32 protein-coding genes are annotated in these 26228 nt (G+C 36.6%); 9 read left to right on the top strand and 23 right to left on the bottom strand.

The genetic code is table 11. The features are described from left to right. Window positions 1-28: 28 nt before the first annotated feature. From DLD54_RS01385 to yaaA, 9 genes are all read right to left on the bottom strand, one after another. On the bottom strand, window positions 29-577 hold the full coding sequence (locus DLD54_RS01385) for an NADPH-dependent FMN reductase (protein ID WP_109917983.1): 549 nt from the start codon (window positions 575-577) through the stop codon (window positions 29-31). A gap of 11 nt (window positions 578-588) precedes the next feature. Beyond that, window positions 589-1128 carry an NADPH-dependent FMN reductase gene (locus tag DLD54_RS01380; RefSeq protein ID WP_109917982.1) on the bottom strand — a complete coding sequence of 180 codons (540 nt, stop codon included), beginning with the start codon at window positions 1126-1128 and terminating at the stop codon, window positions 589-591. 149 nt (window positions 1129-1277) lie between these two features. After that, a complete protein-coding gene (locus DLD54_RS01375; protein WP_038521081.1) occupies window positions 1278-1901 on the bottom strand; it encodes a TetR/AcrR family transcriptional regulator in 624 nt (207 codons plus the stop codon). 108 nt (window positions 1902-2009) lie between these two features. Continuing rightward, window positions 2010-2234 (bottom strand): hypothetical protein, encoded by a 225-nt coding sequence (locus tag DLD54_RS01370; RefSeq protein WP_038521078.1) that lies wholly within the window; start codon window positions 2232-2234, stop codon window positions 2010-2012. 492 nt (window positions 2235-2726) lie between these two features. Then, window positions 2727-3401, bottom strand: coding sequence for an ABC transporter ATP-binding protein (locus DLD54_RS01365; protein ID WP_046326679.1), 675 nt, complete (start codon window positions 3399-3401; stop codon window positions 2727-2729). 1 nt (window position 3402) lies between these two features. Next, window positions 3403-4464, bottom strand: a complete 1062-nt coding sequence (locus tag DLD54_RS01360) for an ABC transporter permease (RefSeq protein WP_109917981.1) — start codon at window positions 4462-4464, stop codon at window positions 3403-3405. Then, window positions 4464-4985 (bottom strand): TetR/AcrR family transcriptional regulator, encoded by a 522-nt coding sequence (locus DLD54_RS01355; protein ID WP_109917980.1) that lies wholly within the window; start codon window positions 4983-4985, stop codon window positions 4464-4466. The genes DLD54_RS01360 and DLD54_RS01355 overlap by 1 nt, the downstream gene beginning before the upstream one ends. 125 nt (window positions 4986-5110) lie before the next feature. Then, window positions 5111-5716 (bottom strand): histidine phosphatase family protein, encoded by a 606-nt coding sequence (locus tag DLD54_RS01350; protein WP_109917979.1) that lies wholly within the window; start codon window positions 5714-5716, stop codon window positions 5111-5113. A 57-nt stretch (window positions 5717-5773) separates the two neighbouring features. Next, window positions 5774-6541, bottom strand: coding sequence for a peroxide stress protein YaaA (gene yaaA, locus DLD54_RS01345; RefSeq protein ID WP_109917978.1), 768 nt, complete (start codon window positions 6539-6541; stop codon window positions 5774-5776). A gap of 56 nt (window positions 6542-6597) precedes the next feature. On the opposite strand from yaaA, the gene DLD54_RS01340 reads away from it, so the two are divergent. Continuing rightward, window positions 6598-7272 (top strand): alpha-amylase family protein, encoded by a 675-nt coding sequence (locus tag DLD54_RS01340; RefSeq protein ID WP_109917977.1) that lies wholly within the window; start codon window positions 6598-6600, stop codon window positions 7270-7272. Between the two features lie 66 nt (window positions 7273-7338). On the opposite strand, the gene DLD54_RS01335 is transcribed toward DLD54_RS01340, so the two are convergent. The 5 genes from DLD54_RS01335 to DLD54_RS01315 are packed head-to-tail and all read right to left on the bottom strand — an operon-like array spanning window position 7339 to window position 10388. Beyond that, window positions 7339-7635, bottom strand: a complete 297-nt coding sequence (locus DLD54_RS01335) for a PTS fructose transporter subunit IA (RefSeq protein WP_038521061.1) — start codon at window positions 7633-7635, stop codon at window positions 7339-7341. A gap of 19 nt (window positions 7636-7654) precedes the next feature. Next, window positions 7655-8497, bottom strand: a complete 843-nt coding sequence (locus DLD54_RS01330) for a PTS system mannose/fructose/sorbose family transporter subunit IID (RefSeq protein WP_046326670.1) — start codon at window positions 8495-8497, stop codon at window positions 7655-7657. A 2-nt stretch (window positions 8498-8499) separates the two neighbouring features. Then, entirely contained in the window at window positions 8500-9366 is an 867-nt protein-coding gene (locus tag DLD54_RS01325) for a PTS mannose/fructose/sorbose/N-acetylgalactosamine transporter subunit IIC (protein WP_109917976.1), read from the bottom strand. A gap of 60 nt (window positions 9367-9426) precedes the next feature. Continuing rightward, window positions 9427-9930: a PTS sugar transporter subunit IIB gene (locus tag DLD54_RS01320; protein WP_038521053.1), complete on the bottom strand. Its 504-nt coding sequence runs from the start codon at window positions 9928-9930 to the stop codon at window positions 9427-9429. A 17-nt stretch (window positions 9931-9947) separates the two neighbouring features. Then, window positions 9948-10388, bottom strand: a complete 441-nt coding sequence (locus DLD54_RS01315; protein ID WP_109917975.1) for a PTS sugar transporter subunit IIA — start codon at window positions 10386-10388, stop codon at window positions 9948-9950. A gap of 199 nt (window positions 10389-10587) precedes the next feature. On the opposite strand from DLD54_RS01315, the gene DLD54_RS01310 reads away from it, so the two are divergent. The 4 genes from DLD54_RS01310 to DLD54_RS01295 are packed head-to-tail and all read left to right on the top strand — an operon-like array spanning window position 10588 to window position 14893. Next, window positions 10588-11601 carry a sugar ABC transporter substrate-binding protein gene (locus tag DLD54_RS01310; protein ID WP_109917974.1) on the top strand — a complete coding sequence of 338 codons (1014 nt, stop codon included), beginning with the start codon at window positions 10588-10590 and terminating at the stop codon, window positions 11599-11601. Next, window positions 11601-12929, top strand: a complete 1329-nt coding sequence (locus tag DLD54_RS01305; RefSeq protein ID WP_199692032.1) for a sensor histidine kinase — start codon at window positions 11601-11603, stop codon at window positions 12927-12929. Before DLD54_RS01310 ends, DLD54_RS01305 begins: the two co-directional genes overlap by 1 nt. Next, on the top strand, window positions 12922-13611 hold the full coding sequence (locus tag DLD54_RS01300) for a response regulator transcription factor (RefSeq protein WP_038521043.1): 690 nt from the start codon (window positions 12922-12924) through the stop codon (window positions 13609-13611). The genes DLD54_RS01305 and DLD54_RS01300 overlap by 8 nt, the downstream gene beginning before the upstream one ends. Further along, complete coding sequence (locus DLD54_RS01295) at window positions 13595-14893, top strand: ABC transporter substrate-binding protein (RefSeq protein ID WP_158593309.1); 1299 nt, start codon at window positions 13595-13597, stop codon at window positions 14891-14893. The genes DLD54_RS01300 and DLD54_RS01295 overlap by 17 nt, the downstream gene beginning before the upstream one ends. Window positions 14894-14948: 55 nt before the next feature. Here DLD54_RS01295 and DLD54_RS01290 read toward each other — a convergent pair whose 3' ends face one another. Then, complete coding sequence (locus DLD54_RS01290; protein WP_109917972.1) at window positions 14949-17270, bottom strand: SLAP domain-containing protein; 2322 nt, start codon at window positions 17268-17270, stop codon at window positions 14949-14951. Between the two features lie 170 nt (window positions 17271-17440). Next, a complete protein-coding gene (locus DLD54_RS08805) occupies window positions 17441-17608 on the bottom strand; it encodes a hypothetical protein (RefSeq protein ID WP_158593308.1) in 168 nt (55 codons plus the stop codon). A 206-nt stretch (window positions 17609-17814) separates the two neighbouring features. Here DLD54_RS08805 and DLD54_RS01285 point away from each other — a divergent pair, with 206 nt between their 5' ends. After that, window positions 17815-18399, top strand: a complete 585-nt coding sequence (locus DLD54_RS01285; protein ID WP_046326665.1) for a hypothetical protein — start codon at window positions 17815-17817, stop codon at window positions 18397-18399. Between the two features lie 15 nt (window positions 18400-18414). Beyond that, a complete protein-coding gene (locus DLD54_RS01280) occupies window positions 18415-18993 on the top strand; it encodes a hypothetical protein (RefSeq protein ID WP_109917971.1) in 579 nt (192 codons plus the stop codon). A gap of 131 nt (window positions 18994-19124) precedes the next feature. On the opposite strand, the gene DLD54_RS01275 is transcribed toward DLD54_RS01280, so the two are convergent. From DLD54_RS01275 to DLD54_RS01255, 5 genes are read right to left on the bottom strand one after another with little or no spacing between them, the layout of a single operon-like run. After that, window positions 19125-19973 carry a PTS system mannose/fructose/sorbose family transporter subunit IID gene (locus DLD54_RS01275; protein WP_046326663.1) on the bottom strand — a complete coding sequence of 283 codons (849 nt, stop codon included), beginning with the start codon at window positions 19971-19973 and terminating at the stop codon, window positions 19125-19127. Continuing rightward, window positions 19970-20791, bottom strand: a complete 822-nt coding sequence (locus DLD54_RS01270; protein ID WP_109917970.1) for a PTS mannose/fructose/sorbose/N-acetylgalactosamine transporter subunit IIC — start codon at window positions 20789-20791, stop codon at window positions 19970-19972. The genes DLD54_RS01275 and DLD54_RS01270 overlap by 4 nt, the downstream gene beginning before the upstream one ends. Continuing rightward, the gene (locus DLD54_RS01265; RefSeq protein WP_038521026.1) at window positions 20788-21264 is read right to left on the bottom strand and encodes a PTS sugar transporter subunit IIB; all 477 of its coding nucleotides are present in this window, start codon (window positions 21262-21264) and stop codon (window positions 20788-20790) included. Before DLD54_RS01265 ends, DLD54_RS01270 begins: the two co-directional genes overlap by 4 nt. After that, the gene (locus DLD54_RS01260; RefSeq protein ID WP_038521023.1) at window positions 21245-21694 is read right to left on the bottom strand and encodes a PTS sugar transporter subunit IIA; all 450 of its coding nucleotides are present in this window, start codon (window positions 21692-21694) and stop codon (window positions 21245-21247) included. Before DLD54_RS01260 ends, DLD54_RS01265 begins: the two co-directional genes overlap by 20 nt. Further along, on the bottom strand, window positions 21684-22775 hold the full coding sequence (locus DLD54_RS01255) for a tyrosine-protein phosphatase (protein ID WP_109917969.1): 1092 nt from the start codon (window positions 22773-22775) through the stop codon (window positions 21684-21686). Before DLD54_RS01255 ends, DLD54_RS01260 begins: the two co-directional genes overlap by 11 nt. A 166-nt stretch (window positions 22776-22941) precedes the next feature. Here DLD54_RS01255 and DLD54_RS01250 point away from each other — a divergent pair, with 166 nt between their 5' ends. Next, window positions 22942-23742, top strand: coding sequence for a MurR/RpiR family transcriptional regulator (locus DLD54_RS01250; RefSeq protein ID WP_109917968.1), 801 nt, complete (start codon window positions 22942-22944; stop codon window positions 23740-23742). A 60-nt stretch (window positions 23743-23802) separates the two neighbouring features. Here the strand turns inward: DLD54_RS01250 and efp are convergent, their stop codons facing one another. Together efp and coaA are read right to left on the bottom strand one after the other, a co-directional pair. Then, window positions 23803-24375 (bottom strand): elongation factor P, encoded by a 573-nt coding sequence (gene efp / locus DLD54_RS01245; RefSeq protein ID WP_109917967.1) that lies wholly within the window; start codon window positions 24373-24375, stop codon window positions 23803-23805. 267 nt (window positions 24376-24642) lie between these two features. Further along, window positions 24643-25557: a type I pantothenate kinase gene (gene coaA / locus DLD54_RS01240; RefSeq protein WP_109917966.1), complete on the bottom strand. Its 915-nt coding sequence runs from the start codon at window positions 25555-25557 to the stop codon at window positions 24643-24645. 90 nt (window positions 25558-25647) lie between these two features. On the opposite strand from coaA, the gene DLD54_RS01235 reads away from it, so the two are divergent. Further along, entirely contained in the window at window positions 25648-26220 is a 573-nt protein-coding gene (locus DLD54_RS01235; protein WP_109917965.1) for an SGNH/GDSL hydrolase family protein, read from the top strand. Window positions 26221-26228 lie beyond the last annotated feature (8 nt).

The raw sequence follows: 26228 nt of genomic DNA, 5'->3' as shown, positions 1-26228 counted from the left end.
ACTCTCTGCTAATCAATCTAGCAAAAGTTTATTTATGTGCTTGTTCAACAAACTTGAAGAAGTTGTCCATCATACCATCAATTTGCTTAATGGTAGCTTCATCAGTCAATTCACCAGTTTCTTTATTGAATTTATCTGGAGCTTGACCAATTAAAACTTCGTTACCAGGTAAAACATTTGCGCTCATGTCAGGTGAAAGCAAAATTTCACGCATATCTTCTTGAGCACGAGCAGTACCTTGTGAACCGTATGATACACCAGCAACAGCTACTGGCTTCATCTTCATGACATTAGGACCAGCATGTGAACCCAACCATTCAAGACTACTCTTTAACGGAGCAGGAATAGTGTGATCATATTCAGGTGTAGTAATTACTATACCATCAGCGCTCTTAACTTCTTCAATCCAAGCCTTAATAGTATCATCAGCCATTTCTGTTCTGCAGAATGGTGTTAACTTATCTATTTCTTTTACTTCAATGTCTGCTTTATCAGCATAACGCTTAGCGATAAATTGTGCTAAAAAACGGTTATATGAAAAAGATGCATTTGTACCAACAATTGCTAATATTTTCATTCTCGACCCTCCTACTTAGTAACTTGTGCGTACCAACTATCAACTTCGTCGAAGAAATGACCCAAGAATTCAACAGATTCCTTGTTAGTCAAATTACCGTTTTCGTCAAATTGCTTTGGTGCGACTCCCAACATAAATTCGTCATCATTAAAGACTTGGGCATCAAAACCAGGTGCTGTCAACACGCTCTTTAAACGACCTTGTGAACGAGAACCACCTTGTGGCATTGGTGAAGTAGAAACAATCACAACTGGCTTATTCTTAAACGGATGAGTCACGCAAGAAAGCCATTCTAAAGCACTACTTAACGCACTAGTAACAGAGTGTTGCTGCTCAGGAGTACCAATTAATACTAAATCGGCATCTTCAATTTCTTTTGTCAAAGCTTGAACAGATTCTGGAGCATCTTCGCCCTCTTTAAACATTGGCAACCCTTTTACTGTTGCCAGTTTAAAATCATACTTGTCGGCAAATTGCTTAGATATAAATTTAAGCAATGCCTCATTAAATGAATTATTGGCATTTGAGCCAGATAATGCAAGAATTTTCATAAAAACCACCTTTCAGAAACTAATTTCAAGATTAATTATAGCATATCCGTATGCTTTTAACATTTTCCTGCTCTTAAAAAGATTTATATAGATAATTTCTGTAAAATGGTTGATTTAGTACATTATAAGCACTCTGCAAACACTAAGAATTACTTCTTGCTTTTACTTTTGCTTTCCGCTTCGCCAGTTTTAAATAATGAAACTTTATTAGTCTTACTGAGCCAATCATTTAAAATGGCATCATTAATTTGAGCTGTTAAAACATTGATGATCTGCGTTTGGGTAAAAGTTGCTATTTTATTAACGAGTAGTGAAGCGATACCGCTAGTAGTAATCCAATTGGCAATGATAATGCTTCTTATTTTGTCTTCTGGGTATTTAGTCTTAGGATATTGTTCCCTGAACTTTTCCACACCAAAGTCAATTAAAGTATCAGCAATTATCTTACTGCCGAACTTACCATCAACAAACATTGCTCTGAACAAGTTTTCCTGTTCCTTGGCAAAATCAATATAAGATAAATCCATATCAATTAAAGGCTTATCCGTATACCTTTTCTGCAAAATATTATTCTTTAAATTGTCCGCAATTTTACGCAATACTTCTTTGCGCAAGTCTTCCATACTGTTAAATTCAAGATATAAAGGCTGCGTTGAAAAATGCCCTGCCTTGGCAATATTGCGGGCAGTCAAACTCTCAATACCATCTTTAACAACCATCTTATAGGCAATGCTTAAAATTTTATTTCTTCCTATTTCTTTTTTTCTAGCCATTTTGGTATTCCTTGATTAACTTTAAAACGTACTGTTATTCCTAACAAAAACCAGCTATTTCCCGACAATCAAATTATTGCCGAATGATATATATTTTAATGAAGAAAATTATTCTCCATTATTTTCTATAAACTCATCATAATACTGTGAAACCATGTCACTTACTTCATCTTTGCTCAAACCTTGAGCAGCGCAAAAAGAAAAGAAAGCAGCAGAAAGAATATAGCCTACTTCAGAATCTTCTGTCAGATTATCTGAAAAGTTCATATTAATACTGTGATTTTGATAGTCGGTCGATAATTCAATCGACTTATCTTCAGGGACATCATTCATTTTTGTACCTCTACATAAATTGATTTATTATAGTAGCTTTTCTGATTGCCACTAATAAAATAAAATAAAAATTATACCAAACAAAAACATATACAAAAAAATAACTTTTTGTTATTTTAGCAAAGAAACTATTATTTCCTAGTAATTTACTCAAATAGTTAAAAAACAAATTAATAATTTTATTTTTAATTTTTCCAGTTATCTTATCTCAAAAAATAACATTTTCTTTTCACATATAAGAATAGTAAATTTAAAAGTACTTTGTCAAGAGCAAAGTACTTTTTATAATATAAAAGAAATGTGTGATTTTCTATAAAATTTCGGTTTTAAATAGTTAATTCTAATTAATAACAAAAATCCGGATAAAATAGTTTTATTATAAATAATAAAATTACTACTGAGAAAAAAAGTTTAGCTAATTTTTTGCTTTTAATTAAATTCTATTCTATGGTTATTTTTTATAGTGTTATTTTTATAGCTATAATTTAATAACTAAACTTTTTGCTTAATCTCACCATCCATCATTTCATAAATATGATCTGCGTACTGCTTGAGTCTAGGATCATGAGTTACCAGTAGAATAGCCTTGTGATAGTCTTTAGCCAAGTTTTGAAAAAGTTGCCCCACTTCACTGACATTTTTACTGTCTAGAGAAGCTGTAGGTTCATCGGCCAATAAAATTTGAGGATTAGCATAAAGTGCACGGGCAATAGCAGCACGCTGCTGCTGTCCACCAGATAATTCAGCGGGATACTTATCAAGCAATGAACTGATACCTAATTGTTTGAGCAATTTTTGTAACGTTTCTTCATTGATATTGCCTGTTTTTTTCACCTTATTAACTAATTCAAACTGTTCCTTGACCTTTAAAAATGGTACTAAATTATACGCCTGCAATACAAAGCCAAGTTGAGTCAGACGTAAACGGTCGCTGTCTTTAGCAGAAATATCTGCAATATTTTGGCCGTTAACTATGACTTCTCCTGCGGTTGGCTTTTGTAAAGAACCTGCAATGGTTAAAAAGGTGCTTTTACCAGCGCCTGAAGGCCCCATGATTAATACCACTTCACCTAAATTTGCCTTAAAATTTACGTTATTGAGTGCTGTTACTTCTGCGGCACCTTTACCATATACTTTTTGAACATTTTTTAATTCAATAATTGCCATATTATTCACCTATTGCTTGTGCTGGATCTACTTTGAGAATTGATCTGATTGGAATTAAGCTACCAATAATTGCAGTTATGAGTAATCCCAACGTACCCGACAAAATGATGTCCGGGGTAAAACTGATAGGTACTGCAGCAGGTAAAACTTTGACAGTTACCGCCATAGCCACTAACCCGATAACCAATCCAACTAAAACTAAAATTAACGCTTGACTGATTGTTGCCTTAACTAACGTGCTGCACGGAATCCCTTGTGCCCGCATCACTGCATAATTGTGCATTTTTTGCATCGTTAGAATATAAAGAAAGACGGCAATTATGATCAGTGAAATAACGTATAAGAAACCTATCATTAACTCGAATGTCATATTTTGTGCGGTATAGCCCGGAAGCTTTTTAATAAATTGCGCAATGGGATATGTCTTACTGTCCTTGTGATTGTATTTATAATTATGATCACGTGAAATAATAGCCGAGGCCCTTAAGGTCGGCAGTCCTTGCCGCAGCTTCTTCCACGACTGCAATGTACCATAAACAATTGGGGCAATATTGATTTTAGCATTTTGGACAAAACCAACGATGCGATATTTCTTACTTGAACCATTTAACTCTAAGCGATCACCTAATTGGTAGCCCTTAGTTTTAAAAGCTTGATCCACAGTAACTTCATAGTTCTTTTTGGCTTTTCTGCCTGCAATTAATTCTTGATCATCATAAATGAACTGGTTTTTCTTGACACCAATAAATTGCGCTGAGATTTGCGGCCTTCCGGATTTTTTAACTACAACTGGTATTTGTCCCACCAGCGCCTCATTTTTAGTTAAAGTAGTTTTTGCTAAATCACTTTTAGTTAAAACCGACTGGCTCATACTAACATTCGCATTTTTATTTAAAACGACTTTCTGAGCATCCCAAGACTTTAATGCCTGCGTATTTTCACTGGCTAAACCAACTGCCAGAGACGAAAGGACAAATATAAGGTAACTAATTAAAAAAATCATCAAAATGATTAGTCCGTAACGCAGCTTTTCTCTTTTTATTTCTTTAATTGCTAAAAACATTAATTTGTTCCCCTTTTTAATAGTTCTAAACTGGCCTTAAAGCGAGCCATAACCTCTTTTTCTTGTTCTGGATTTTCCATCACCAAGCGGATTGTCGCATGACTAAGAACCATTGCACTCCAATTTTGCGGATCTAATTTAGTGATTAATTCTCGCGGAAAAGGTTGTGCCGCTGAATTCTCGTTGTACAAAATGTGCATTTTGATTAGACCTGCATAAGAACTTTGTTGCGCCTTTTCAATGAAATTGGCTACATTCTGGTAATATTGCTGCGGCTCAAAATCCGAAGTTAGTTCAACCGGTGAATGAACCGCCTTTAAGGCAATCTTATATATATACTGGTAGGCATCATTTAAATCGGTAAAATATTTATAAAATGCGCCGCGCGCAATACCTGCTTGAGCAACAATCCGTGCCACCTGCGCCTTTGCTAGTGGATAGGTACTAAACTCATTTACCAAAGACTGTTTGATTATCTTTTTCTTGCTTGCCGGCAAGTTAATAAAAGTAGCTTTAACCATCTCGTTATTTACCTTCTAATTTTAATAAGTGACACTGCGTCACTTATTACAGAATAATTTTTTTATTAGCTCTAGTCAATTAAAATGCACTAACAAAAAAGGCCTTACTTCAAGGCCTATTATTGTTATTCAAATGTCAATATCCGGTTATAGTAATTCAACCTGTATATGCCGTCACGATAGGACATTTTAGCTAATGCGCAATTAGCCATAGTTTCAAAGCAATTCATGTCGCCATTAGTTAAGCAGTGGGCAAACATCATCCTAATTAAGGTGCCATGGCAAAATACCAGAATTTTTTTATCCAGATAATTCTTTTCCATGTCAGTCATAAAACTGCCGCACCTGCGGTTAAGCGCCGTAAATGACTCGCCACTGGGTGCATATTTAATGTAGTCAGCAGCCGCTTTACCCCAAGGATCAATTGCATCGGGATATTTTTGCCCCAGCGCGGTTAAAAATTGCCCGTCCCATTCGCCGAAATTAATTTCCGTCAGGCGTTGATCAATTTTAATTTCTTTTTGACCCTTGGTAAAAATTTTAGCGGTTGTTAACGACCTTTTTAATGGGCTTGAAAAAACGACGTCAAAAGGTGCAGGATCAAAATTCGCTGCGGCTGTCTCTGCCTGTTTTTGACCAATTTCATCTAAATCGTGATCAAATGATGACCCTTGCATGCGGCCAATCTTATTCAAATCAGTTAAGCCGTGACGTACAAAAACTATTTCCATATTATTCCCTCATTCATAATCTTACTTAGTGTGCTTTGTCCCAAATATCTTTTTGTTCTACCGCCGCTTAAAATCATATTCTGTCCTAAAAACATAAGAAGCAGCAGTACTCAAATCTGGCATAAAAGCAAAACCAAAATCAGTAAATTCACGTAGCTGCTGCGGCCTGGTCAACTGCTTTTCCGCAATATACCGGACCATTTCTCCACGAGCCATTTTAGCGTGAACACCAACCGTCTTCCACTGACCATTTTTCTTTTCCTGAAAATTAATGGTGATCATTTGCCTGCCTGCTGTCACATAAGGGCTGATATTACGAGAATATTCTTTTGAAGCCAAATTAATGAGTATCTGATCTTCATCAAAAAGATTGTCAGCAATTTTTGCTCCCCAGAACTGATATAAGTCAGGTTGTTTAAAGCCTGTAACTTTATTTTTCATTTCCAAGCGGTAGGGCCAAACTCCGTCAAAAGGACGCAGTACACCGTATAATCCGGATAATATGCGGACATTTTCTTGTAAATAGGATAACGCAGGTGCTGTGAACAGATCAGGCGCCATATATTGATACTGAATACCAGAATATGAGATGATTGCCGGGGTCAGGCCATCTTTTTGGCTTAAATTAAGCTCATTTATTTGTCTCTGGCCTTCCTTAGTCATACGTTCACTTGACTGCCAGATTTTTTGTAATTCATTAAAACTGCACTTTTTTAAAAAAGCAGCTAATTCTTGTGCTTGGGCTAAAAATTGCGGCTGCGACTTAGCTGGAAAAGATTCGCGGTCGACTGTCATTTTCATTGCTGGTGAAATAATAATTTTCATCTTTACCACCTTTTGGGTTAAACTTATTAATAATATTTACTAAAGGAGAGAAATTAATGAATCCCGATTTTGCCATCGTATTAAATTTTAAACTAAAAAATGCAAAAGATGTAGATGCTGATTTTTTAGTAAAAACTGCCCGCAATATTGGCGCCCGCGTTATTGCTGCTGATGCAAATATTCCTGATTTTAAGAAAGCATGTGCAAAATACACTATTTCTTTAATAGAAAAGCCTACACAAGGTACTGACTTGACTGCGACAGACGTAATAGACAGACTGGTTTTAAACCGCAAAGCAGGAGCAAAAACGATCATTAATGTTCCAGTCACTGAAGATGGCAAGCTAGCACCTGAAACAGAATTAATGCTAAAACAAATCAACAATTGGATGCACATTTTTGGTCATGCTTTTAATGAAAGCGAGCCTTGTACCCTTAAAGTTGGCAATGTAGCAGAAGACAGCTGCTTTATCTTGCAAAATAGACATGCAAAATATCAAAAATATATTTTTGTTAAGACTCCCTTACCCGAAACTATCAAAATTATCGGTCTAACTGCTAAGCCTAACCGCATCGAACTGATTGATCAAAGAACAGAATTAGAGTTTGAGTTTAGCAATAATGAACTGACTATTGATCTAACTAATAGCAACAAAAACGATTATGACTGGCAAATAATACGAATCCAAGAACACCGTCCAGAAGACGACATTAAAGAAACCAAGTTTTAAAATATTATTTTTAAATACAAAAATAGGGCTGAAGAATTATTTCTTCAGCCCTATTTGATTTACTCTTTATTTATTTTTTAAATAGTTAACTTTCTTTTCGTAATCAGAAATTATCAATTTGACATTCTGCTTACCACGGTGCCTGCCATAAGCAACAATAGCTCCGCCAAGAACACCAAATACCAGTAAAATCACGCCCACAATAAAGAGCCAAGTTGTTTTGCCATAGAAATAATAGCATAAGACCAAGCCGATTGCGGCAATTGCCAATAAAGTCTGCAGCCAATACTGTAAATTTTGCAGCATCTTTTTTTGATAATTAACTTCGTTTTGATAACCGGCAGTTATTTTCTTAAGGTCCATTATTACACCGTTTTTACTTCTAGTATTTGAGTCCTGGATTGAATACGCCAAGGACAACACCGACAAAAGCTACACCAATCAAAATGATCATTGTCCAGATAGCAGAAACATGCTTTTTGGACATTAACCACCAGCAGAAAAGAGTAACGATTACTGTTAAGATACCAGGGAAGATACCATCTAACTGCTTTTGCAAATCAAGGAAAACGTGTCCGGTATTATCTCTCAGTTGTAAAGAAGTAGTGACGTTAACCCAGGTAGCCAGAACACCACCAACAACCATACCACCGACAATGGAGATCGCACGTCTAACAGCTTTACCTTGCTTACCTACTAAAAAGCCGACAGCTTTATCCCCCAGCTTGTAACCACGAAAGTATAGGAAACGTTGACCAAAGTAAGCAATGAGATCCCAAACGATGATGTAAAAAATAGCACCAACTGGTGAACCGTTTCTTGACATACCCAAAGCGATACCAAGTAAAATCGGAATCAAAGTACCGTCAATTAAAGAGTCACCAATACCAGCTATTGGTCCCATCAAACCGGCACGCATGTCATTAATAGTTTGACCATCAATATTTTCGCCATTTGCACGAGCTTCTTCAAGACTGGCAGTAGCACCGATGATAACTGAACCTAGCATCGGGTTGGTGTTGAAGAACGCTGTATATGCCTTAATATTATTAGTCTGTGTTTCATTATCATTAGGATATAATTCCTTGATAATTGGCAACATCGAACATAAATAGCCAAACGTCTGCATGTGCTCTTGTGAAAAGCAGGTTAATGCACCCCAAAACCAGATATTAAAAGACTTATTCAGGGTCTTATGGCTAATTCTCTTTTTTTCTGCATCCATTTTTAGATGTCCTCCTCTTCTTCATCGTCACCAACGGCATTTTCATTTGATGAGGCGTAACTAGTACTTGAATTTCCTGAGCCCTTAGCCATTTCAATTTCATACATAATTACAGCAAACAATAATGAAATAACTGTCACAGCAACAAGGTTTAAGTGTAATGAAGCTGCTAAAGTGAAACCAACTAAAAATGGAATGAAATCAGTCGCTTTATTAATAATTTGACGAAGCAAGATAGCAATACCAACACATGGTAGCATCGCACCAACAGTAAACAGGGTCTTCATTGGGATGCCGTTCATTGGTAAGGCTGTTCTCAAAGCAGTTACGGCTTCTGCACCATAATGCGTCATCAAAAGTGTCGGCAGGAATGAGAATACTAAGTGAGATAACCAAGGCCAGCCAAAATCAACTCCGTAGAGGCGATTTAACTTACCATTTTGAATATCTTTCCAGCCAAATGCTTGCCAAATCAAGTTCATAAATGCCACTGCGTAAAATAGTACCGAGCCAACTGTACCTACCAAAGTGGCAAGAGATTTCGCCATGTTTGCAGCTGCTGAACCCATTGGGTTAAGTCCACGTGATGAAATAGCAACCATAGCCAGAGGAATACCAATATATGAAATTGCCCGCACATCAGCAGCAACCGTACCACCGGGTGTAACTAACGCAATGTAAACCAACTGGGTAGCAACTCCACAGGCAATTCCTAGCGGCAAGTTGCCTAAAACGATACCACAGACCAATCCACCAACTAGTGGCCGTCCAATAGTATAATTACCGACTGCTTGACCAGCCATACAGGAGTTTGAACATAAACACGCAAATACTCCCAAAATAGCGGCTTGTAACCAACTTATAGTCATTTTTTCTCCTTCTTCTTATTAAAATTATTAAGGCTAGATACTCGTTTGAGTAAATATATCTCAATAACCGAATTTCCCTTTGAATTTATCCCAGTAGCCTAATTGTTTATCTGGTAATAAAGCAAAGTGAACCTTATATCCTTTTTGGCTAATTGCCTCAAAAGCATCACCTTCTTCTTGTGTAAAAGATTGATTACTACCTAATTTGATTGCTCCCGGACGGTCATTACCTGGACCCACAATCAACTCTTTTTGGTCACTTGGGACAAAATCAAGATCGACCAAAATGTGCTTCATATCTTGTGGATTCTTGGTAATCAAAAAGTACCGCGTCTTAGAATTCAATACTTTATCCTTAACATCATTAAAATGAGCCATTGTCCATATAAAAGTTTTCTTACCCTGATCTTCCCCCGCAGATTTATAGGCGGATTTTAAGATAGGATTGGTAGCTGCCTTGTCATTTACAGCTATAATTCCGTCACAAGGACGTTCTTTTGCCCAACGGGTAGTAATTAAACCATGAATTATCCGGTCATCGACTCTAATCAATGAAACAGTCATTGTTTTTCCTCCTAGATTTAAATGTCATCTTCGTTATCAACTGAATTTTGTGGAATTTCATATTGCTTTATTGCTTTTTCACCTTCACTTAAAGCTGACTTAACCAATTCTTCTTTAGGCATAGTGTCTAAGGAGATTAGCGCGGTAAGTGCCATTGAAAAGTTCATTCCGCCGATTACTACAGAATTTGCAAGATAGCCCTTTTCAGAAAAGACATTTAAAAAAGTAGTTAGCGGACTGCCGCCAATGATATCGGCAATGACAACAAATTCATCTTCTTTTTTAAACTCTTCTTTTTGCAAAAAGGCGATAACTTTCTTAGTAAAGTCTTCTGCAGAATCACCATTATGAAGACATAATGCAAAACAACGCTTAATAGCATCCCCAGCAAACATTTCCAATGAAGTTTTTACTCCTTCAGCAAACTGTCCGTGAGAAACCAAAATTAAATATTTCAATACTTCATTCCTCTCTTCATTAGTATAAGTTAAAATTAGCACAATCTTTGTCTGTGCTAATAGTGCTAAATGTCATAAAATCGGATATGACAATTGTCACATTTTAAAAGCGCTTTCCTAAAATATGGTTGAAGGAAATTATTTTTTCGGCAATAATTACTATATAAGTGATATTCTGAATAGTGAATGAGATGATGGCATGAATTTAACTAAACTAAAAAAGCAGCACAACCTACATTCCCACCGCAAAACAAGTATCCTGCTTGCAAGCGAGTTGGTTCTTGCTGCTTTTTTTATTTTACTAGTGTATGTAACGTTTATCGTATATCCCAGTCAGGACGAGCAGGTCAAAATCGGTTCAACTTATATGACAATGAATAATAGTTTTTACCCCGTCTTAAACGAGCAAATTGCTAATTATGTCGAAGACCATCACGACCGCTTATATAATAGGGATCCAGCACTAATTGTGAATAAACAAGTTGAAGAACTGCATACTTTTATCCGGCAAAGAATGAATGCCATCATTATTAATCCGGTTGACGGCAACAGTAGAAAAATTCAAAATGCGCTGCGTTTAGCTAAGAAAAAAGGAATTAAAATTATTGTTGTTGACTCACAGATGAAATCGGATAAGTATGCTGATTGTACGATTCTATCCGACAATTATCGGGCGGGGCAATTATGTGCGCGACACCTGTTAAAGCATAAAAAAACTGCGCGTATTTTGCTTTTGGAACACTATTCTGCTTATTCCGCCAATAATCGGATACAGGGATTTACTGATACTATCAGAAAATCACCAAAGGCCAACCGTTTTCATATCGTGGGCAAAATTAATACCTACGGGCAGTCTGAAATAACTTTGCCACTAGTAGAAAAAGCACTCAAAAAAGGGCCCAAATTTGATACCATCATGGCATTGAATGACCAAGCAGCTGTTGGTGCCCTAGCTGCAATTGATGAGGTTAAGTTAAAACGACAAATAGATGTCTATAGCGTGGATGGATCTGAAAACATGAAAAAACTGTTAGGAGTCAATCATAATGCCATCGCCTCTGCAGCTCAGACCCCTTTAAATATGGGTAAGACAGCTATCAGAATAGCATACAGGTTAATTGCGGGTAAAAAAGTGCCACGAACAATTATCTTACCGGTTTATTTAATTACAGATAAAAATATCAATCGTTATAACGTCTTAGGGTGGCAATAATGCCTAAATTCAAAGTCTTAATCTTTTTACGCAGAACAATGTTATGGCTCAATTTTTTTGCCATCTTATTTAATGCCACATTATTTATTTATGCCACAGATTATGTCATTAAAACATCTCAATCCTACCAATTTTTGGAATCATTACACCATATTCCTGATTCGCCCCGAGCAATTTTTGGAGAAAGCATCATCAGTTTCTCCGTTTTGGCAGTTGTAATGTCTTTTCACCACCATTATTCAGCTTTTAAACAAGACACTGAATTAAACAATACTATAATCTTCGTAGAATTCATTTTAGCCATTTTTGTTTTTCTATCTCTACGACTGACATACAATGGTATTTTTTTGCTGATTTTTGTTGATTTTATTATTAGTAATCGCAACCAATATGATTTTCGCGACTATCTTGTATGGATGATGGTAGTAGTCTTTTTGCTATTTTTATTAGTGATTACAGATTATTCAATTCTGAGCCACTTCATGACTCTACCCGATTTGACCATTTACTTAAACTTCTTACCCTCTAACATTGGACCCAAATTGTTAGTCTGGAAAAATTTTATTACCATCTTGAACTTGACGCTCTTTATCTTAATTTTAATTTATTTTGCTATTTACCAGTTAAACCAAGAAAATGACATCCAAAACAAGTTAGCTTTAGCTTCTAAAGCTAACTACGAGTTAAAAAACTATGCTGCTTTATCAGAATATATTGCTAAAGACCGTGAAAGAAAACGCATTGCCCGCGATATTCACGATTCAGTGGGTCACGCACTAACTGGGATCGCAGCAGGTATTGACGCTACCTTAGTATTAATTGATGTTGATAAGGATGCCACTAAAAAACAGCTGGTAAAAATTCAAACAGCAGTCAAAGAGGGAATTAAGGATGTCCGTAAAGCGCTTAACCGTATTCGCCCCGGAGCGCTAAATAATTATACTTTACAAGAATCTCTGAAAAAAATGCTAAGGGAATATGCTGATATTTCCCGCATTAAAATTGATTTTTCTTACCATTGGGGCTCGGCAGATTTTGAAAAAACAACCGAAGATGTGGTCTTTCGAATAATTGAAGAAGCAATTACTAATTCGCTCAGACATGGTCACGCAAGTCAAGTTTCTATTGCCTGCACTAAACCGGATCAAAAGACATACCAAATGGTAATTAAGGACAACGGCACGGGAGCCCAAAAAATTGTTCCCGGCTATGGGATTACGCAAATGAAAGAACGGGTAGCTATAATAAATGGAAAAATTAGTTTTGACGGCCAAAACGGTTTTACAATAGTAGTTGATATTCCAGCAGAGGGTGATATGTATGATTAAAATAATGATAGCTGACGATCAACAATTAATAAGAGACTCGTTAAAAATAATTCTTGATGCCAATCCCGACTTTACCGTTACGGATACCGTTGCGAATGGTCAAGAAGTATTGGCGAGTATTAAAAAGAAAAAGCCAGACATTATCCTAATGGATGTGCGGATGCCGGTCATGGATGGTACTGTTTGCACAAAATATGTCAAAGAAAAATATCCTAGTATTAAGGTAATAATCTTAACTACTTTTGATGACGATGATTTTATTTTCAGCGCCTTAAAATATGGTGCTTCAGGTTATTTGTTAAAAGGCGCTTCAACCAAGGAACTATATCAGGCAATTAAAACTGTGTATCACGGCGGAGCAATGATCAATCCTGATATTGCTGAAAAGGTCTTTCGACTCTTTTCCAAAATGGCACAGGCCAACTATGCTATTCAAGTAAACGATAAAGATACTAAGAACTTTTCCCAACACGAATGGCGGGTAATCCAGCAAGTAGGATTAGGCTTATCCAACAAAGAAATTGCAGCTAAACTCTTTTTATCAGAAGGAACTGTCCGGAACTACATTTCAAAAATTCTGGATAAGCTGCAACTACGCGACCGCACACAACTAGCAATTTGGGCTGTGCAAACTGGAGTTACAAGCGAAAATATTAAGGATGACAATGAAACGCAAAAATAAAATTATCATAATACTGGTTACACTTATCCTAATCATCAGTGGCGCTTTTTATTGGCGCTACCGTGTGAAAGAAAACGAAAAGACGCTAACAATCGGGCTTTATACCAGCAGCAGCTGGAACGTACCCAACGGACACCAATATAAAGTAATTGATTATGCTATCCGCAAATTTAAACAGGAACACCCCAACATCAAAATAAAGTATGAAAGTGGTATTCAACAGGATGATTACCGCAATTGGTTAAGTGAAAAAATCATTGAAAATAAAACCCCGGACTTGATAATTGTACCCAACCGCGATTTTAATGCCCTGGCCAGTGAAGGCGCATTTAAAAACTTATCCTCTTTCATGTGGCAAGATAACATTAAAAACTCAACTTTTTATGCCAGTACGCTTAAAGCAGGGCAATATGGTGGTCAGCAGCTGGCCTTGCCTTATGAAGCTAATCCCACACTAATGGTCATGAACAAAACGCTGCTGCAGAAATTCAAAATCAAGACGCCGAGTTTTGACTGGACACCGCAGCAATTTTATAAACTGTGCCACCAAGTCACTTATTCCAATACCAAGAAAAAATACTATGGTGTAACGATGAATTACAATTGGCAAGACGCCCAATTTGCCTATGGTGCGCAAATATTTAATAAAAATGACGGCAAAGTTGAATTGACCTCAGATCGTTCCAGACGTGCTTTTGCTCTGATAGAAAATATTGTGAACGACCAGTCGACTTTTAACGTTACCTCCCAGTTATTTGACAAAGGACGTGTAACCTTCATGCCGCTGGGGCTGGCCCAATACCGGACTTACACTTCTTATCCTTTCCACATCACTCGCAATAACAAATTTTTATGGAAGTGTACCAAAATGCCCGGTATGAAAGGAATTAAAGCGACTCCAATTGAGACCACCATGTTTGCAATCTCAAGTAAAGCCAAAAACACCAAGGGAGCTTGGGAATTCATGAAGTTATTATGCACTAATAAAAAAGTCCAAAGAGAAGTCATGAAGACCAATATGGGCTGCTCGGTTTTACCAGCAGTCGTAAAAAGCACACAAGCACAAAAAATCTTGGATGAAAAGGTAATCAATTTTCATAACCTAACTATTAAAAAGCTTGATTTAATTATGAAAGACGGTGCGGTTTTACCTAAATTCAAGGATTACAACGATAATCTGGAAAAGTTAGATTACAAAATACAGAATGCCCTCAAAGCCGGCAATTTAGAAACCCAACTATTCAATATCCAATTACAGGTTAATCAGAGTGAAACAAATTAAATAGCAAAAATGCACTTTCAGATTGTGAAAGTGCATTTTTATCTATTCAAAATAGTTAAAAATTAGCTCGTTTGACATACATGTTCTTGCCAATGATGTAAAAGGCTTTATGCTTGAGTTTCACGCTGCCACCAAAAGTTACCAATTTTTTGCCTTTCTTGAAGTAGTAACGTTTAATTCTTTGTCCTTTTTGATTGTAGACAAAAGTATTGTGGCGTAGTTGCCGTTTCTTGCCTGTCACATTAGTTGCCAGAATATACTTATCACTTGCCAAAATATAGTATTTCTTGCCTTTGATTTCTGTTACACCATACGTAGAAATCGTAGCCCCGGCATTTATTTTAAGAAAAGATTTTTTGCCATTGCTGTGATAAACCCAAGAATTATGCATCACAACTCTTTTTTGTGCCTGTTTTTTCTTTGCTGAATTATCAGTTTCTTTATTTGCATCAGGCTTATTAGTTACAGGGCTATTTACAGTAGGAGTTTCAGTGTTAATTACGTTATTTCCGCTACTAGTACTTCCACCAGATTCACTTGCTGCAGGCTTTTCTTCAAAGCCGATTAGGTCTTTGCCTACTTGACCATAGTTTATTTCGTATTGATTCTTCTTACTTTCATCTTGGGCATCTATTTGCACATCTTGCACATTGTTAACGCAAAAGCGGGCTACAGTTGCCGCTTGACCATTCTCAAAGAAAATTTCAATGGCATTTTTATCAGTATAAACTGTGATTGTAAATTCAGATGACCCTTTCAAGCCGGAGTCATTGATATAGCCCATGCCGCTTTCATAACCATTTTTATAATAACTAGCTGCGTTTCCTGATAATTCACTGCTTACGCCGTCAAGACGGTACTTGCCGGTTGCTGGATCAAAAATTAGAATGTTGTTGTCCTGCCCTTGATTAAGCACCAGTCTCACAGCTCCTTGATATGCACTTTGGTCTTTAGTTGAAAAGTGCAACACATACTTACTATTTGCTGGTTGCTTTTTTAAATTTAACAAACTGTAGTAGTCATTAGCAATCGGCTTTTGGCTGGCAACTTTTCCTACACTCTTTTGAACATTCTTTTCCTCTAGTCCAGTAGTTAATGGCACACTAGTGATTGTCAAATCGTCATTTAAACTTATTTTTCTGGCTAAGGAATACGTTCCTATCCGTGTTGAATTTGGTAAAAAGCCTTCTTGATTCGCCTTAATCCCTGAATTGGTATAGTTCCAGTTGCCAATCCAACCCATTGAGATGAGTGAATCGTCCGCTTTTTCCAAGTCGTAATTGCCACTGAAGTTGGCACCGTAATAATCAGTACCCTGGTCTAATCTTTTCGCTTCCGTTTCGGGAGTAAACATTCCCTTGTCGTCCAAGTGTCCGACTATATAATAAGTGCCAGTTGTCTGTTTCGCTTGTGGCGCTTTGGCACCGAAGAAAAGCACTTGTTTTGTTTCTCCGCCTGCCGTTTTCATGCTCCTTAAAGCGGGGCATTCGACAGGTGCTTCAAACGGTAGTCCTTTGAAAAAAGTACTGCTGTCAATTTTGCTGTCAGCCTGATTACCATTTGCGTTAGACCAGTTAAGACCATCATCAGACTGATAAACGCCAATATTATCGCCTTCAGCTACGTACATAATGAGTTTATTGTGCCAATAAAAAACAGCAGGGTCTCTTTCATCTGACCTATTAATTGAAGTCCACGGCCAATAATGATCTAATATGATTTTTTTATCATTTAAAGGATGAGCAAAGGTCTTGCCGTTATCATCAGACCAAGCAGCCCAGATATTCTGCTGGTTATCTTTATTGCTTAAGCCTGAAAAGAATGCGACTTGAGCACCTTTGGGAACGCCCGCAATATTGCCTGCGTTAACAATGATTGAGCCTGTCCAAGCACTACTCCAGGCATCACCTATATCACCTTTTAAATCCTTGATGGCGATAGCTGGCTGAGAAAAATGAATAAAGTCCTTTGTGGTTACGCGCTGCCAATTTTGCTGGGCACCAGCATCACCATTAATTACTTTTGCTGTATGTAAATAATAAATAACCCACTCTTTATTTGCATTATCATAAACTATTGTTTGCAAGTCGTTAGACCAACCCTCATCCGTATCCAGATGATAGGAGCTCTCCCGCTCCGGTGATGTGTCGCTGGGGTTGAGATACGTATAACCACCATCCGTGTAACCATTAGAAACATACTTGCCATTTAACAAGGGATCTTGACCTTTCTGCTCAAAATCTTTTTGCTGTATAAGTACTGCTGGAACATCAATTTGAGCTGCTTTGGCATTGGTTGTACTTAACACTTTTAGACTTAAGCCTAAAAGTGTTGCCACAGTGATTTGAGTAATAAAACGATATTTACTGCACTTCATAGTTATCTCCTAAAAATTAAATTACATTTTTAAAAGCGCTTTCTAAGTCATGACAAGGTCATTATAACGGTAAAATAACAAGACTCAAAGATGATAAATGTCACTTTTTCATGATTATTAATTGCTCTTTGCCCTTAAAAAGGTATCTAGCGTTTAAACTAGATACCCTTTTAGTTAAGATATTGCAGCGATTGTTCAATATCCGTTTCTTTTTTAGCATGTGGCATATTATCATTATTCAGAATTTCGATAATATGCTGCACTATTGAGTACACCTTTATCATTTTTACTATCTCAGCTGTTGCTGTCACCCACTCAGATAATGGTCCTATACTCATAGTCATTTTCCTCCCGGCTATTATTATACCTTTAACAAATGGGCAGCGAAGCACTTTATAACAACCATTTTTATTCTAGATAGCAAATAAATTAAAAGTGGCTATTGCTTTATATTGTATATATTTATACAAAAAAGCTGTGCATTTTAAGCCTATATGCGATATGATTATATTAAATAATTATTTAGTATATGGGGGTATAAAATATGCAATATAAAAGACCTTTTTATAAAAAATGGTGGTTTTGGCTTGTTATTGCAGTAATCACTGTTTTTACTAATCTCGGTTCTGGCAATAACAATGAAACGCAAAGTACACACCATTCCACTGAAGCTCGCTCAGCAAAAGTAGAAAAAAGCCGTAAGCAAAAGGCAGCAGCTGAAAAAAGAAAAGAAGAAAAAGCGCGAAAATTAGCCGCTGAAAGAAAAAAAGCCCAAGCCAAAAAGCTGGCAGCTAAAAAAGCAAAATTAAGGAAAAAGCAGTTAGCGCAAAAGCGGCGGGAAAAGCGTGCCAGACAACTAGCCCAAAAAAGAAGACGCGCGCAAAAACGGCAATTGGCTTTACAGCAAAAGCAAAAAAAGCAGTTACTGGCGCAAAAAAAGGCACAAGCAAAGCAGGCCGCAGCTAATGACCGCAATAGTCGGACAGTTTACGTAGCTCCCACCTCTGGCAGACGCTACCATTTTGATCCTAATTGCCGCGGATTGCGACCGGCAAATGGCAACATTACGCAAATGCCTTTAAAAGAAGCTATTAGCGAAGGTTACACCTTATGTAAATGGGAAGATTAAGGAGAAGAATAAATAATGGTCAAAATCGGTTTTAGAAAACCCAGTTTAAGAAAGTCTATCTCTGCCAGAACAAAAGGCAGAGCGACGAGAGCTATTAAAAAAGCCATTATTCCCAACTATGGCAAGCGCGGCATGGGTTGGGCCCATCCTAAAAGAAAAATATATAATACAATTTATAATAAGACTACTTTTGATACTCGCAAATTATTTATTAACAATAGTTCCAGTAAAAATAAGTCAACTTCCGGCACTATTAATAAGCAACATAAAATGAATTATCAAAATGAGGCAAACATGAATAGTAATAAAAATAATCCTCAGTCAACAGCTGGTAAACCAAAAGCACAAATTAGATATTTTAAAATTAAAAACCAAAAAGATATCAAAACTAACCGCCAGTTATACTATCTAAAAATTGTCCGTTCCTGCTTCTTATGGCTGGGAACAGTACTTGCAGTATTTGGACAACTGAAAATAGGGATTTATCCTTTAATTATTTGGGCTATACTAAAAATTCCTACACTGTCATTTGGAGAGCCAATTAATCCCAAAGACGTTAAAAATAATGTTTCTGAACTCAATAAAAAGCCCTAGAAAAATATTTTAATAAGGAAGAAATAGCAAGTTGGTTATACCTTAAAAGACTGCTAAATTAGCGTTTTGTTAACGCAATTTAGCAGCCTTTTTAATTATATTAAAGCTTTAAACTAAAGAATCGACTTATATTATAAAATCTTGAAATATGTTAAGCCCACTACTACCACCATCATTGCAATAATTAACATTGCCGCATGTTTACCATTCGTCTTCTTTAAGATGTAGTAAACCAAAACAGTTACCAGTAGACTTAACAGACCTGGCATAATCTTATCAAACATTGTTTGCAAGCTAATGACATTGCCACCAACTTTGTTAGAGACATTAGAATGAACCACAATTTTTAACGGTGTTTTGACCTTAATAACCGTTGAAATCAAAGCACCAACAACCATTAGTCCTACTACATTAGCCATTGTGGAAATACGCTGGATAACATCGTTTTGTTCATTATTATTTAAAAAATCAATGCCCTTCTTATAACCAAATGAGACGGCATAGTATCTTGCCCCCATGTTAATTACGTTATAGAGAATAAACATTAAAATCGGGCCAAAGATACTGCCACCAAAAGCAATTGAGGCACCTATACTACCAACGATTGGCAGCCAGGTAAATTTAATCAGACTATCACCTAAACCAGCTAGTGGTCCCATCAAACCGGTTTTTAACGGGTTGATCCCATCTTTTTCATCGGGAGTCGTTGTCTCCTCCATCGCAGCTGATAATCCTAAAATCACGGCATCGAAGTTAACGTGGGAATTATAGAAAACCAAATGCCGCTTCATAGCTTCTGATAAGTCTTTTTTATCAGGATAAATCTTTGCCAGAGCCGGTGCGATTGCCCGCATAAATCCTACACCTTGCAGTGTTTCATAGTTTAGGGTAATGCGCATTGTATTGAGTCGCATAAACATGCGCCAAATATCTCTATTGTTCAATTTATGTTCTGGCGCAGTTAATTTTTCTTCACTCATAGGTCATAGTCCTCCTCATCGTCTTCTTCAGCGCTATTTGAATTGTCGACTTGAGTATTTGGTGAAACTTGCGCTTTAGCACTAGGCTCACGAGTTGCTCTTTCATATAAGAAGGCAAATACTAAGGCGATCAATGTAATCGGTAAGATATCCAGCTTTAAATAGGACGATAACACAAAGCCTAAAATAATAAACATCCATAATTCACCTTTTTTAAGCATTGTCATCATTAATAATGCAATACCTACAGAAGGAATGATTGAACCTGCTGTGCTTAAACCATTAATGATAAATTTAGGCAGGTCATTTATTGCTTGTTGAATTGCGCCAGCACCAAATTGTAGAGCCAGAAAGGTAGGGAATGCACAAGCAAAACCGTATAAAAATGCCGGTGGCCAAGTCAGCCAAAATGTACCTTTAACGTCAGCATTATCAGCTAGCCGTTTAGCCCAGCCGTTAAGAGAACAGTTAACTGTTTCAATTAAGACCAGCAATTGTTGTGCCAAAATTGATGTTGGAACAGCAAGTGTAATTGCAGTTGCCACCATTGTCGAAATATTGCCACTGGTATTACCCATTATTGCAAGTGAAGTGCTGATCATCGTACCGGTAATGATATCTGGAGCCATATAGGCACCAACGTCACCAATACCCATCCACATAACTTCAAGAGTTGCACCAATAATAAGTCCGGCTTGTAAATTACCTAAAATAATGCCCACGATTGGTGCAATTAACAATGGGCGCCTGAACATCTTTGTACTGACATTATCAATTCCTAAGAGAAAGGCCAAAGCCGTTAAGATAAAGACTTTCATTTCTGTAAAACCTCACTTAATTTGACGGCTCCATCTGTTGGAACCATTTGAATTTCTATATCTACTCCTAAGTCCAGCAACTTCTCCAATGCTTTCTTTTCTTCATCAGTTAAGAAAACAGCTTTCGTATATTGCTTACGCTCATCATTGCCGCGAATACCACCAATATTTAATTTTGGTATTTGATAACCACTGTCAACAATTTTTTCCACCGTAAATGGAGAGGCAAACAAAAGCATGGTTCTCCTTGTTACCGGGTTGTGAGGAACAATTTTTAAAAATTTTTCAGTCGAAAAAATATGTAATTTAACATTGCGCGGAACACTCATTTTTAAAACATTCGATTGAATCTTATCCTTAGCAACTTTATCATCAACAATGATTACCTGCTCAATTTGCTTAACATTAAGCCAAGTTGTTACCACTTGTCCGTGAATTAAACGATCATCAATTCTACAAAATTCCACTGCCATCTTCGTCTTGCTCCTCTTCTTTAAATCTTTCTGAAATATTCTGAAAGCCCATGTTATAGGACTTTTCAAGTGATTCTGCTAGCTCAGCCAAGCTGCGATTGCGATTGGTAAATAAATCTAACAGCATTGGCAAGTTCAACCCGCTTAACACCAAGATATTTTCTTTTTCTAAGCAAAAGGTACCACTGACATTTGACGGGGTGCCACCTAAAATGTCGCATATAATGATGGTGCCATTACTGGTGTCAAGCTCATCATACATTTGATTCATTTTTTCTTTTGCTTGATCCAGATTCAGATTTTCAGTCACAGCCAAATAAGCACAATTTTCTTGCTTGCCTACAATCATTTCTGCGCTCCGCAATGCTTCTTTTGCCAAATAGCCATGACTGGCTAAAATTACTGCAACTTCGGAATTGTTATTTGCCATTTTCATTCCCCTTTTCTAAGTAAAAATCTCTAGTACGGTTAATTTCAGCCATAGTTAATTTAAAATGTTGCTGAAAGTAGTTTTCGGGAGTACCAAAGAGCTCGTATATTTTATTGATTGCCGCTTTAATGTAACTTTCACGCGTGTCAATCATAGCCATCAAGTAATCAAGATATGATTTTTTCTGAACTAGTTTATGATACAAGTCATACTTTAACTGGTTTCTTTCTTTGCGAATAATCTTAGTCAGCATGTAATCGCGCACTATATCTTCTTCTTTGATATTCAACAGCAGCAATATCAGCATTGAGCCAAAACCGGTTCTATCTTTGCCACCACGGCAATGATGGAGCAATGGCAAAGCTTCTCTACGCACAACAGCTTTTAACATTCTGCCATAAGACTTTTGCGCAATCGGAGAGGTTACCAAGTCTTCATAACTTTCGATGACATTTTCGCCGCGATCGTTAATATACTTTTCTGGTACTTCTCCGTTTTCCAGAGACTGAACCAATTTTTCATTTTCACCCTTTAAATCAACTACATTTGCGGCGGCTTCAGAAAAACTTGACTGTGGATCACAATTGAGAATTTCTAAAACTGTGGGTAAATATTTATTGGGATGAAACTGTCTTTCATGTGGTGAACGATAATCAACAATTGTCTGCAAGTTATAATTTGTTAATATTTGTTGATCGCTGTCATTAAGCTTTGATAACTGATCTCCCCGAAACAAGACGCCCCATTTTAAAAAGCGTCCATCTTTAGCCGCATATCCGCCCATATCCCGAATATTAATTGCATTCTCAAGGGGAATAACACGTTCAGCAAAGATATTGGTTGCAAAGCCAGGCTCTGCACTCTTGATGATGTAGTATTTTGGCAGGTCTTTACGCGCGATTTTGATTGTAAAATCACCAGTAGAACTTTCTGCTACAACATTTTGAATATGTTTAACTTCTGGCACATCACCCATTAAGAGTTGATAAGGACCACTGTTTTCATTTTGTAATTTAATAGTCAGCTGCTTGCCATCACGCTTCATATAAATATTTGGTAGAATGTATGGTTGCTTTTTCATTAGCTCTTGATACCCCTTTCATAACTGATAATACTACAAGAAAATAATTTTCGCAATTTTATTTTAAAGAAAATTATTTTCATTTTTGACAAAAAAGAGTACAATGAAAAAAAGCAAACCTATCCACTTACAATAAATTTTAAGGCTTTGTCAGGAGGAAATTATTTTGAATCCACTTATAGCAATTCAAAAAAACTACTTAAATTTTTCTAAGAACGAAAAAGTTATTGCTAATTACATTTTGCAAAACAGTCCAGAAATAAATAATATGAAAATTACAGAATTAGCTAACCGTACTTCGACTTCCATTTCTACTATTACCAGGTTTGTTAAAAAAATCGGCTGCAAAAGTTACTCCGATATGAAGGTTAACATTGGTCATCATTTAATTAATACTGTTCCTAAACAAAAAGATGACATTTTGAGTGAAGTTTTCAATTTTTATCAAACAGTTATTAAAAATACTCAACAAATGATCGATCAAAGTTTAATCAAGCAATTTATTTCGTTGTTAAAAAAGCAGGAACATATTATTGTAATTGGTTCGAGTAGTTCCGGAGTTTCTGCTGCTACACTGGGTTTACGATTAATGCGCATGGGATTTGATGCACAGAGCTTCAGCGATCCTAATTGGATGGAAATGCGTGCCAGTATTGCCAAAAGCAATGACCTGTTTTTAGCGGTATCAAATAGTGGTACAACCGATTGCATTGTTAAAACATTGACATCGGCACAAAAACACCATGCCAAAATTGTTTCGATTACCAGTTATCTCGAAAATCCGGTTGCTCAACTTAGTGACTTGATTTTTCACGTCTATAATCCGCGGTTTGCTAATAATGAAAAATTTATCAACTCGCAATTCTCGAATATGTATCTAATTGATATTTTGACCTCATGTTTGCAAGAAGAAACTGCTTTACAAGAATCAATGCTTACCACGAGAAAAGCTGTGGGTGATATTTAACCAGAAAAAAGGACGTAATCATAAAAATTACGTCCTTTTATTATTCAGTTAATGACAGAACTACTTGCCAGCATCTGCTCTTGACTTGTAGACACCTTCAGAGGTATTGATGACCAGTTCCTCTCCTTCTTTGATAAAGTCAGGAACTTGCACAACCAAACCAGTTTCCATAGTAGCCGGTTTGCCAGAGCCAGTGACAGTTGCACCCTTAATTCCCGGTTCAGTATGAGTAACTTTCATGGTCACAGTTGCCGGCAACTCAATACCAAGCAATTTGTGGTCATTAGCAAATTCCAATTGCACTTCAATGTTAGGCATTAAGTAAAGCTTATCATCACCTAATTGATCGCTTGCTACTTCATATTGCTCATAAGTTTCTGTATCCATAAAGGTATAAATATCACCTTCATTATAGAGATATTGGGCATTCTTCTTAGTAATTTCTACTAAATCAACCTTTTCGGTTGGACGCATAGTTTTATGAACAACAGCACCACTTTCCACATTACGCAAATCCATTTGCATAACAGTGTTGCCTTTTCCGGGTTTATGATGATTAGCTTTCAAAACCCGAATCAATTTGCCGTCTTGACTGAAAACCATACCTTTTTTTAAGTTAATTGCTTGCATTATTTTTTACTCCTTTAAATCTATTTATAAACTAATTGATATTTAGAGGAAACCACGCTGGAGGCAAAGCAAATTTTTTTATTAATAGTAAATAAATCTCATTCATAATGATTAGTATAGCAAAATTTGGCCTTTACCAACACCTTAAAATCAAGCATTTTTATTTTTAAAAAAGTTTGCGTTCTAGCTAGTAAAAAAGCATATTGCGACATTGATGCCGACCCTTTGTCTAACACTTGAACACAAATAGACTTTGCTGCCGTTAAGCTGTTATATTTGCTTTAAATATATTTGGTCAATCACGTGTCCCGCCGTTTTATGCAAAATTAAGCTTGCCCGTTGTTTAGTAGGGGCGATATATTCTCGTAAATTAACCAAATTTACCATTTGCCAAGTTTCTTGCGCAAACTGCAAAGCTGCATCCCTTGGACCATTTGCCATTTCATAATAAAAATTATGCGGATTATCTTTGTTTAATTCCAGCAACCTGACAAAGCGTTGCATAAACCATTTTTCAATCAGATCCTCAGGTGCATCAATATAAATAGAAAAATCAAAAAAATCACTGGTCACTATTTGACCATTAGTGGGTAATTGCAACGTATTAATACCCTCAATTATCAAAATGTCAGGTTGGCGCACATGTCCGTATTTCCCTGGTACTATATCACTTAGTTCCTGTGAATAAAGCGGGTAGACAATATCTTTTTTACCACTTAATACGTCCTGCAAAAAATTGGTAAGCAAGTTCATGTTATAGCTTTCAGGAAAACCTTTGCGCTCAAGTAAATTACGCCTTTTTAATTCTTGATTTGAATAAATAAAACCATCCGTGGTCATCAAATGAACCTTTAAGTCAGGATAAGTACGGCTTAATAAGACCTTTAACAATCTGGCAGTAGTAGATTTACCCACCGCTACTGAACCGGAGATGCCAATAATAAAGGGCGCAGCAGCTACTTTTTGGTGCAAAAATTCACTTTGCTTTTGTTGTAAAGACAATTTTTCCTGGTAAATTAAAAAAAGGTATTTAACCAAACTGCTATAAATTTCTTGTACATCAGTTAAGTTAATAATATCCCCCACCGATTTAATCTGTGTTAACTCCGTATCAGTGATTTTGACTGGTGCAGCAGTAGAAAAAGACTGCCATTGTTCCCTGTTAAACTGTAAATAGTTCTTCATCTTAATCTTCCTTAAGTTTTTGTTTTAATATATAAAGTAAATTAATACCACTCATCAAGTTAATTTGCTAGCTAAAAGAAAGGTGCTTTTATGAAAAAAATAGTTCTCTTTGGTGACTCTTTATTCAACGGCTATCGTGCTGGGCGTGATACCAATGTCATAACCAGCGGTGTGCAGAAAAAACTTGGGGATAACGCGCAGATTATCAATTTATCTTTAAGTGGAGCAACAACTACTGCAGGAATACAGAGGTTAAATCTAATCCCTGAGGAGGCAGATATAGTAGTGCTTGAATATGGCACAAATGACATGTCAAATAGTTGGGGCATCAGCAGCAGTAATTATGCTGCCAACCTTAATCACATGGTTCAAAATATTGGCGCTTCCCGCATGATTATTACAGGTCCGTCTTATCAAGACCCTAATAACAAGGATATCATGCAATATTACACTCTAAAGGACATGGAAACTTATAATCAGATTGCTGCAGATTGTGCCTCTAAAAATAATATTCCTTTTATTAATTTGATTGCGCATTTCAGCCAATTGGCAAATCTATCTTCATATTATCAAAAAGATGGACAGCACTTTACCGCTTTAGGTAACGAAATTTTAATTAATCTTGTAGCCGCAGCAATTAAACAAAAACTTGCACAATTATAGTGCAAGTT

The sequence above is a fragment of the Lactobacillus helsingborgensis genome, assembly GCF_003173695.1.
Lineage (GTDB): Bacteria > Bacillota > Bacilli > Lactobacillales > Lactobacillaceae > Lactobacillus > Lactobacillus helsingborgensis.
Note: the sequence above shows the minus strand (reverse complement) of the source record. Positions and strands in the feature narration are given on the sequence as shown.

Bases quoted from the DNA above. Each gene is read 5' to 3' on its own strand.
- DLD54_RS01360 (WP_109917981.1), bottom strand. From the start codon at position 4,464: ATGTTTTTAGCAATTAAAGAAATAAAAAGAGAAAAGCTGCGTTACGGA.
- DLD54_RS01265 (WP_038521026.1), bottom strand. From the start codon at position 21,264: ATGGCAGTGGAATTTTGTAGAATTGATGATCGTTTAATTCACGGACAA.
- DLD54_RS01365 (WP_046326679.1), bottom strand. From the start codon at position 3,401: ATGGCAATTATTGAATTAAAAAATGTTCAAAAAGTATATGGTAAAGGT.
- DLD54_RS01335 (WP_038521061.1), bottom strand. From the start codon at position 7,635: ATGGACCTTAAGAAAATAACTGCCGGTTATCAAAACGAAGTTAATTAT.
- DLD54_RS01295 (WP_158593309.1), top strand. From the start codon at position 13,595: ATGAAACGCAAAAATAAAATTATCATAATACTGGTTACACTTATCCTA.
- DLD54_RS01320 (WP_038521053.1), bottom strand. From the start codon at position 9,930: ATGACTGTTTCATTGATTAGAGTCGATGACCGGATAATTCATGGTTTA.
- DLD54_RS01380 (WP_109917982.1), bottom strand. From the start codon at position 1,128: ATGAAAATTCTTGCATTATCTGGCTCAAATGCCAATAATTCATTTAAT.
- DLD54_RS01370 (WP_038521078.1), bottom strand. From the start codon at position 2,234: ATGAATGATGTCCCTGAAGATAAGTCGATTGAATTATCGACCGACTAT.
- DLD54_RS01385 (WP_109917983.1), bottom strand. From the start codon at position 577: ATGAAAATATTAGCAATTGTTGGTACAAATGCATCTTTTTCATATAAC.
- DLD54_RS01285 (WP_046326665.1), top strand. From the start codon at position 17,815: ATGCAATATAAAAGACCTTTTTATAAAAAATGGTGGTTTTGGCTTGTT.
- DLD54_RS01235 (WP_109917965.1), top strand. From the start codon at position 25,648: ATGAAAAAAATAGTTCTCTTTGGTGACTCTTTATTCAACGGCTATCGT.
- DLD54_RS01260 (WP_038521023.1), bottom strand. From the start codon at position 21,694: ATGGCAAATAACAATTCCGAAGTTGCAGTAATTTTAGCCAGTCATGGC.
- DLD54_RS01310 (WP_109917974.1), top strand. From the start codon at position 10,588: ATGAATTTAACTAAACTAAAAAAGCAGCACAACCTACATTCCCACCGC.
- DLD54_RS01300 (WP_038521043.1), top strand. From the start codon at position 12,922: ATGATTAAAATAATGATAGCTGACGATCAACAATTAATAAGAGACTCG.
- DLD54_RS01330 (WP_046326670.1), bottom strand. From the start codon at position 8,497: ATGGATGCAGAAAAAAAGAGAATTAGCCATAAGACCCTGAATAAGTCT.
- DLD54_RS01255 (WP_109917969.1), bottom strand. From the start codon at position 22,775: ATGAAAAAGCAACCATACATTCTACCAAATATTTATATGAAGCGTGAT.
- DLD54_RS01280 (WP_109917971.1), top strand. From the start codon at position 18,415: ATGGTCAAAATCGGTTTTAGAAAACCCAGTTTAAGAAAGTCTATCTCT.
- DLD54_RS08805 (WP_158593308.1), bottom strand. From the start codon at position 17,608: ATGAGTATAGGACCATTATCTGAGTGGGTGACAGCAACAGCTGAGATA.
- DLD54_RS01355 (WP_109917980.1), bottom strand. From the start codon at position 4,985: ATGGTTAAAGCTACTTTTATTAACTTGCCGGCAAGCAAGAAAAAGATA.
- DLD54_RS01340 (WP_109917977.1), top strand. From the start codon at position 6,598: ATGAATCCCGATTTTGCCATCGTATTAAATTTTAAACTAAAAAATGCA.
- DLD54_RS01270 (WP_109917970.1), bottom strand. From the start codon at position 20,791: ATGAAAGTCTTTATCTTAACGGCTTTGGCCTTTCTCTTAGGAATTGAT.
- coaA (WP_109917966.1), bottom strand. From the start codon at position 25,557: ATGAAGAACTATTTACAGTTTAACAGGGAACAATGGCAGTCTTTTTCT.
- DLD54_RS01290 (WP_109917972.1), bottom strand. From the start codon at position 17,270: ATGAAGTGCAGTAAATATCGTTTTATTACTCAAATCACTGTGGCAACA.
- DLD54_RS01375 (WP_038521081.1), bottom strand. From the start codon at position 1,901: ATGGCTAGAAAAAAAGAAATAGGAAGAAATAAAATTTTAAGCATTGCC.
- DLD54_RS01275 (WP_046326663.1), bottom strand. From the start codon at position 19,973: ATGAGTGAAGAAAAATTAACTGCGCCAGAACATAAATTGAACAATAGA.
- DLD54_RS01350 (WP_109917979.1), bottom strand. From the start codon at position 5,716: ATGGAAATAGTTTTTGTACGTCACGGCTTAACTGATTTGAATAAGATT.
- DLD54_RS01305 (WP_199692032.1), top strand. From the start codon at position 11,601: ATGCCTAAATTCAAAGTCTTAATCTTTTTACGCAGAACAATGTTATGG.
- yaaA (WP_109917978.1), bottom strand. From the start codon at position 6,541: ATGAAAATTATTATTTCACCAGCAATGAAAATGACAGTCGACCGCGAA.
- DLD54_RS01325 (WP_109917976.1), bottom strand. From the start codon at position 9,366: ATGACTATAAGTTGGTTACAAGCCGCTATTTTGGGAGTATTTGCGTGT.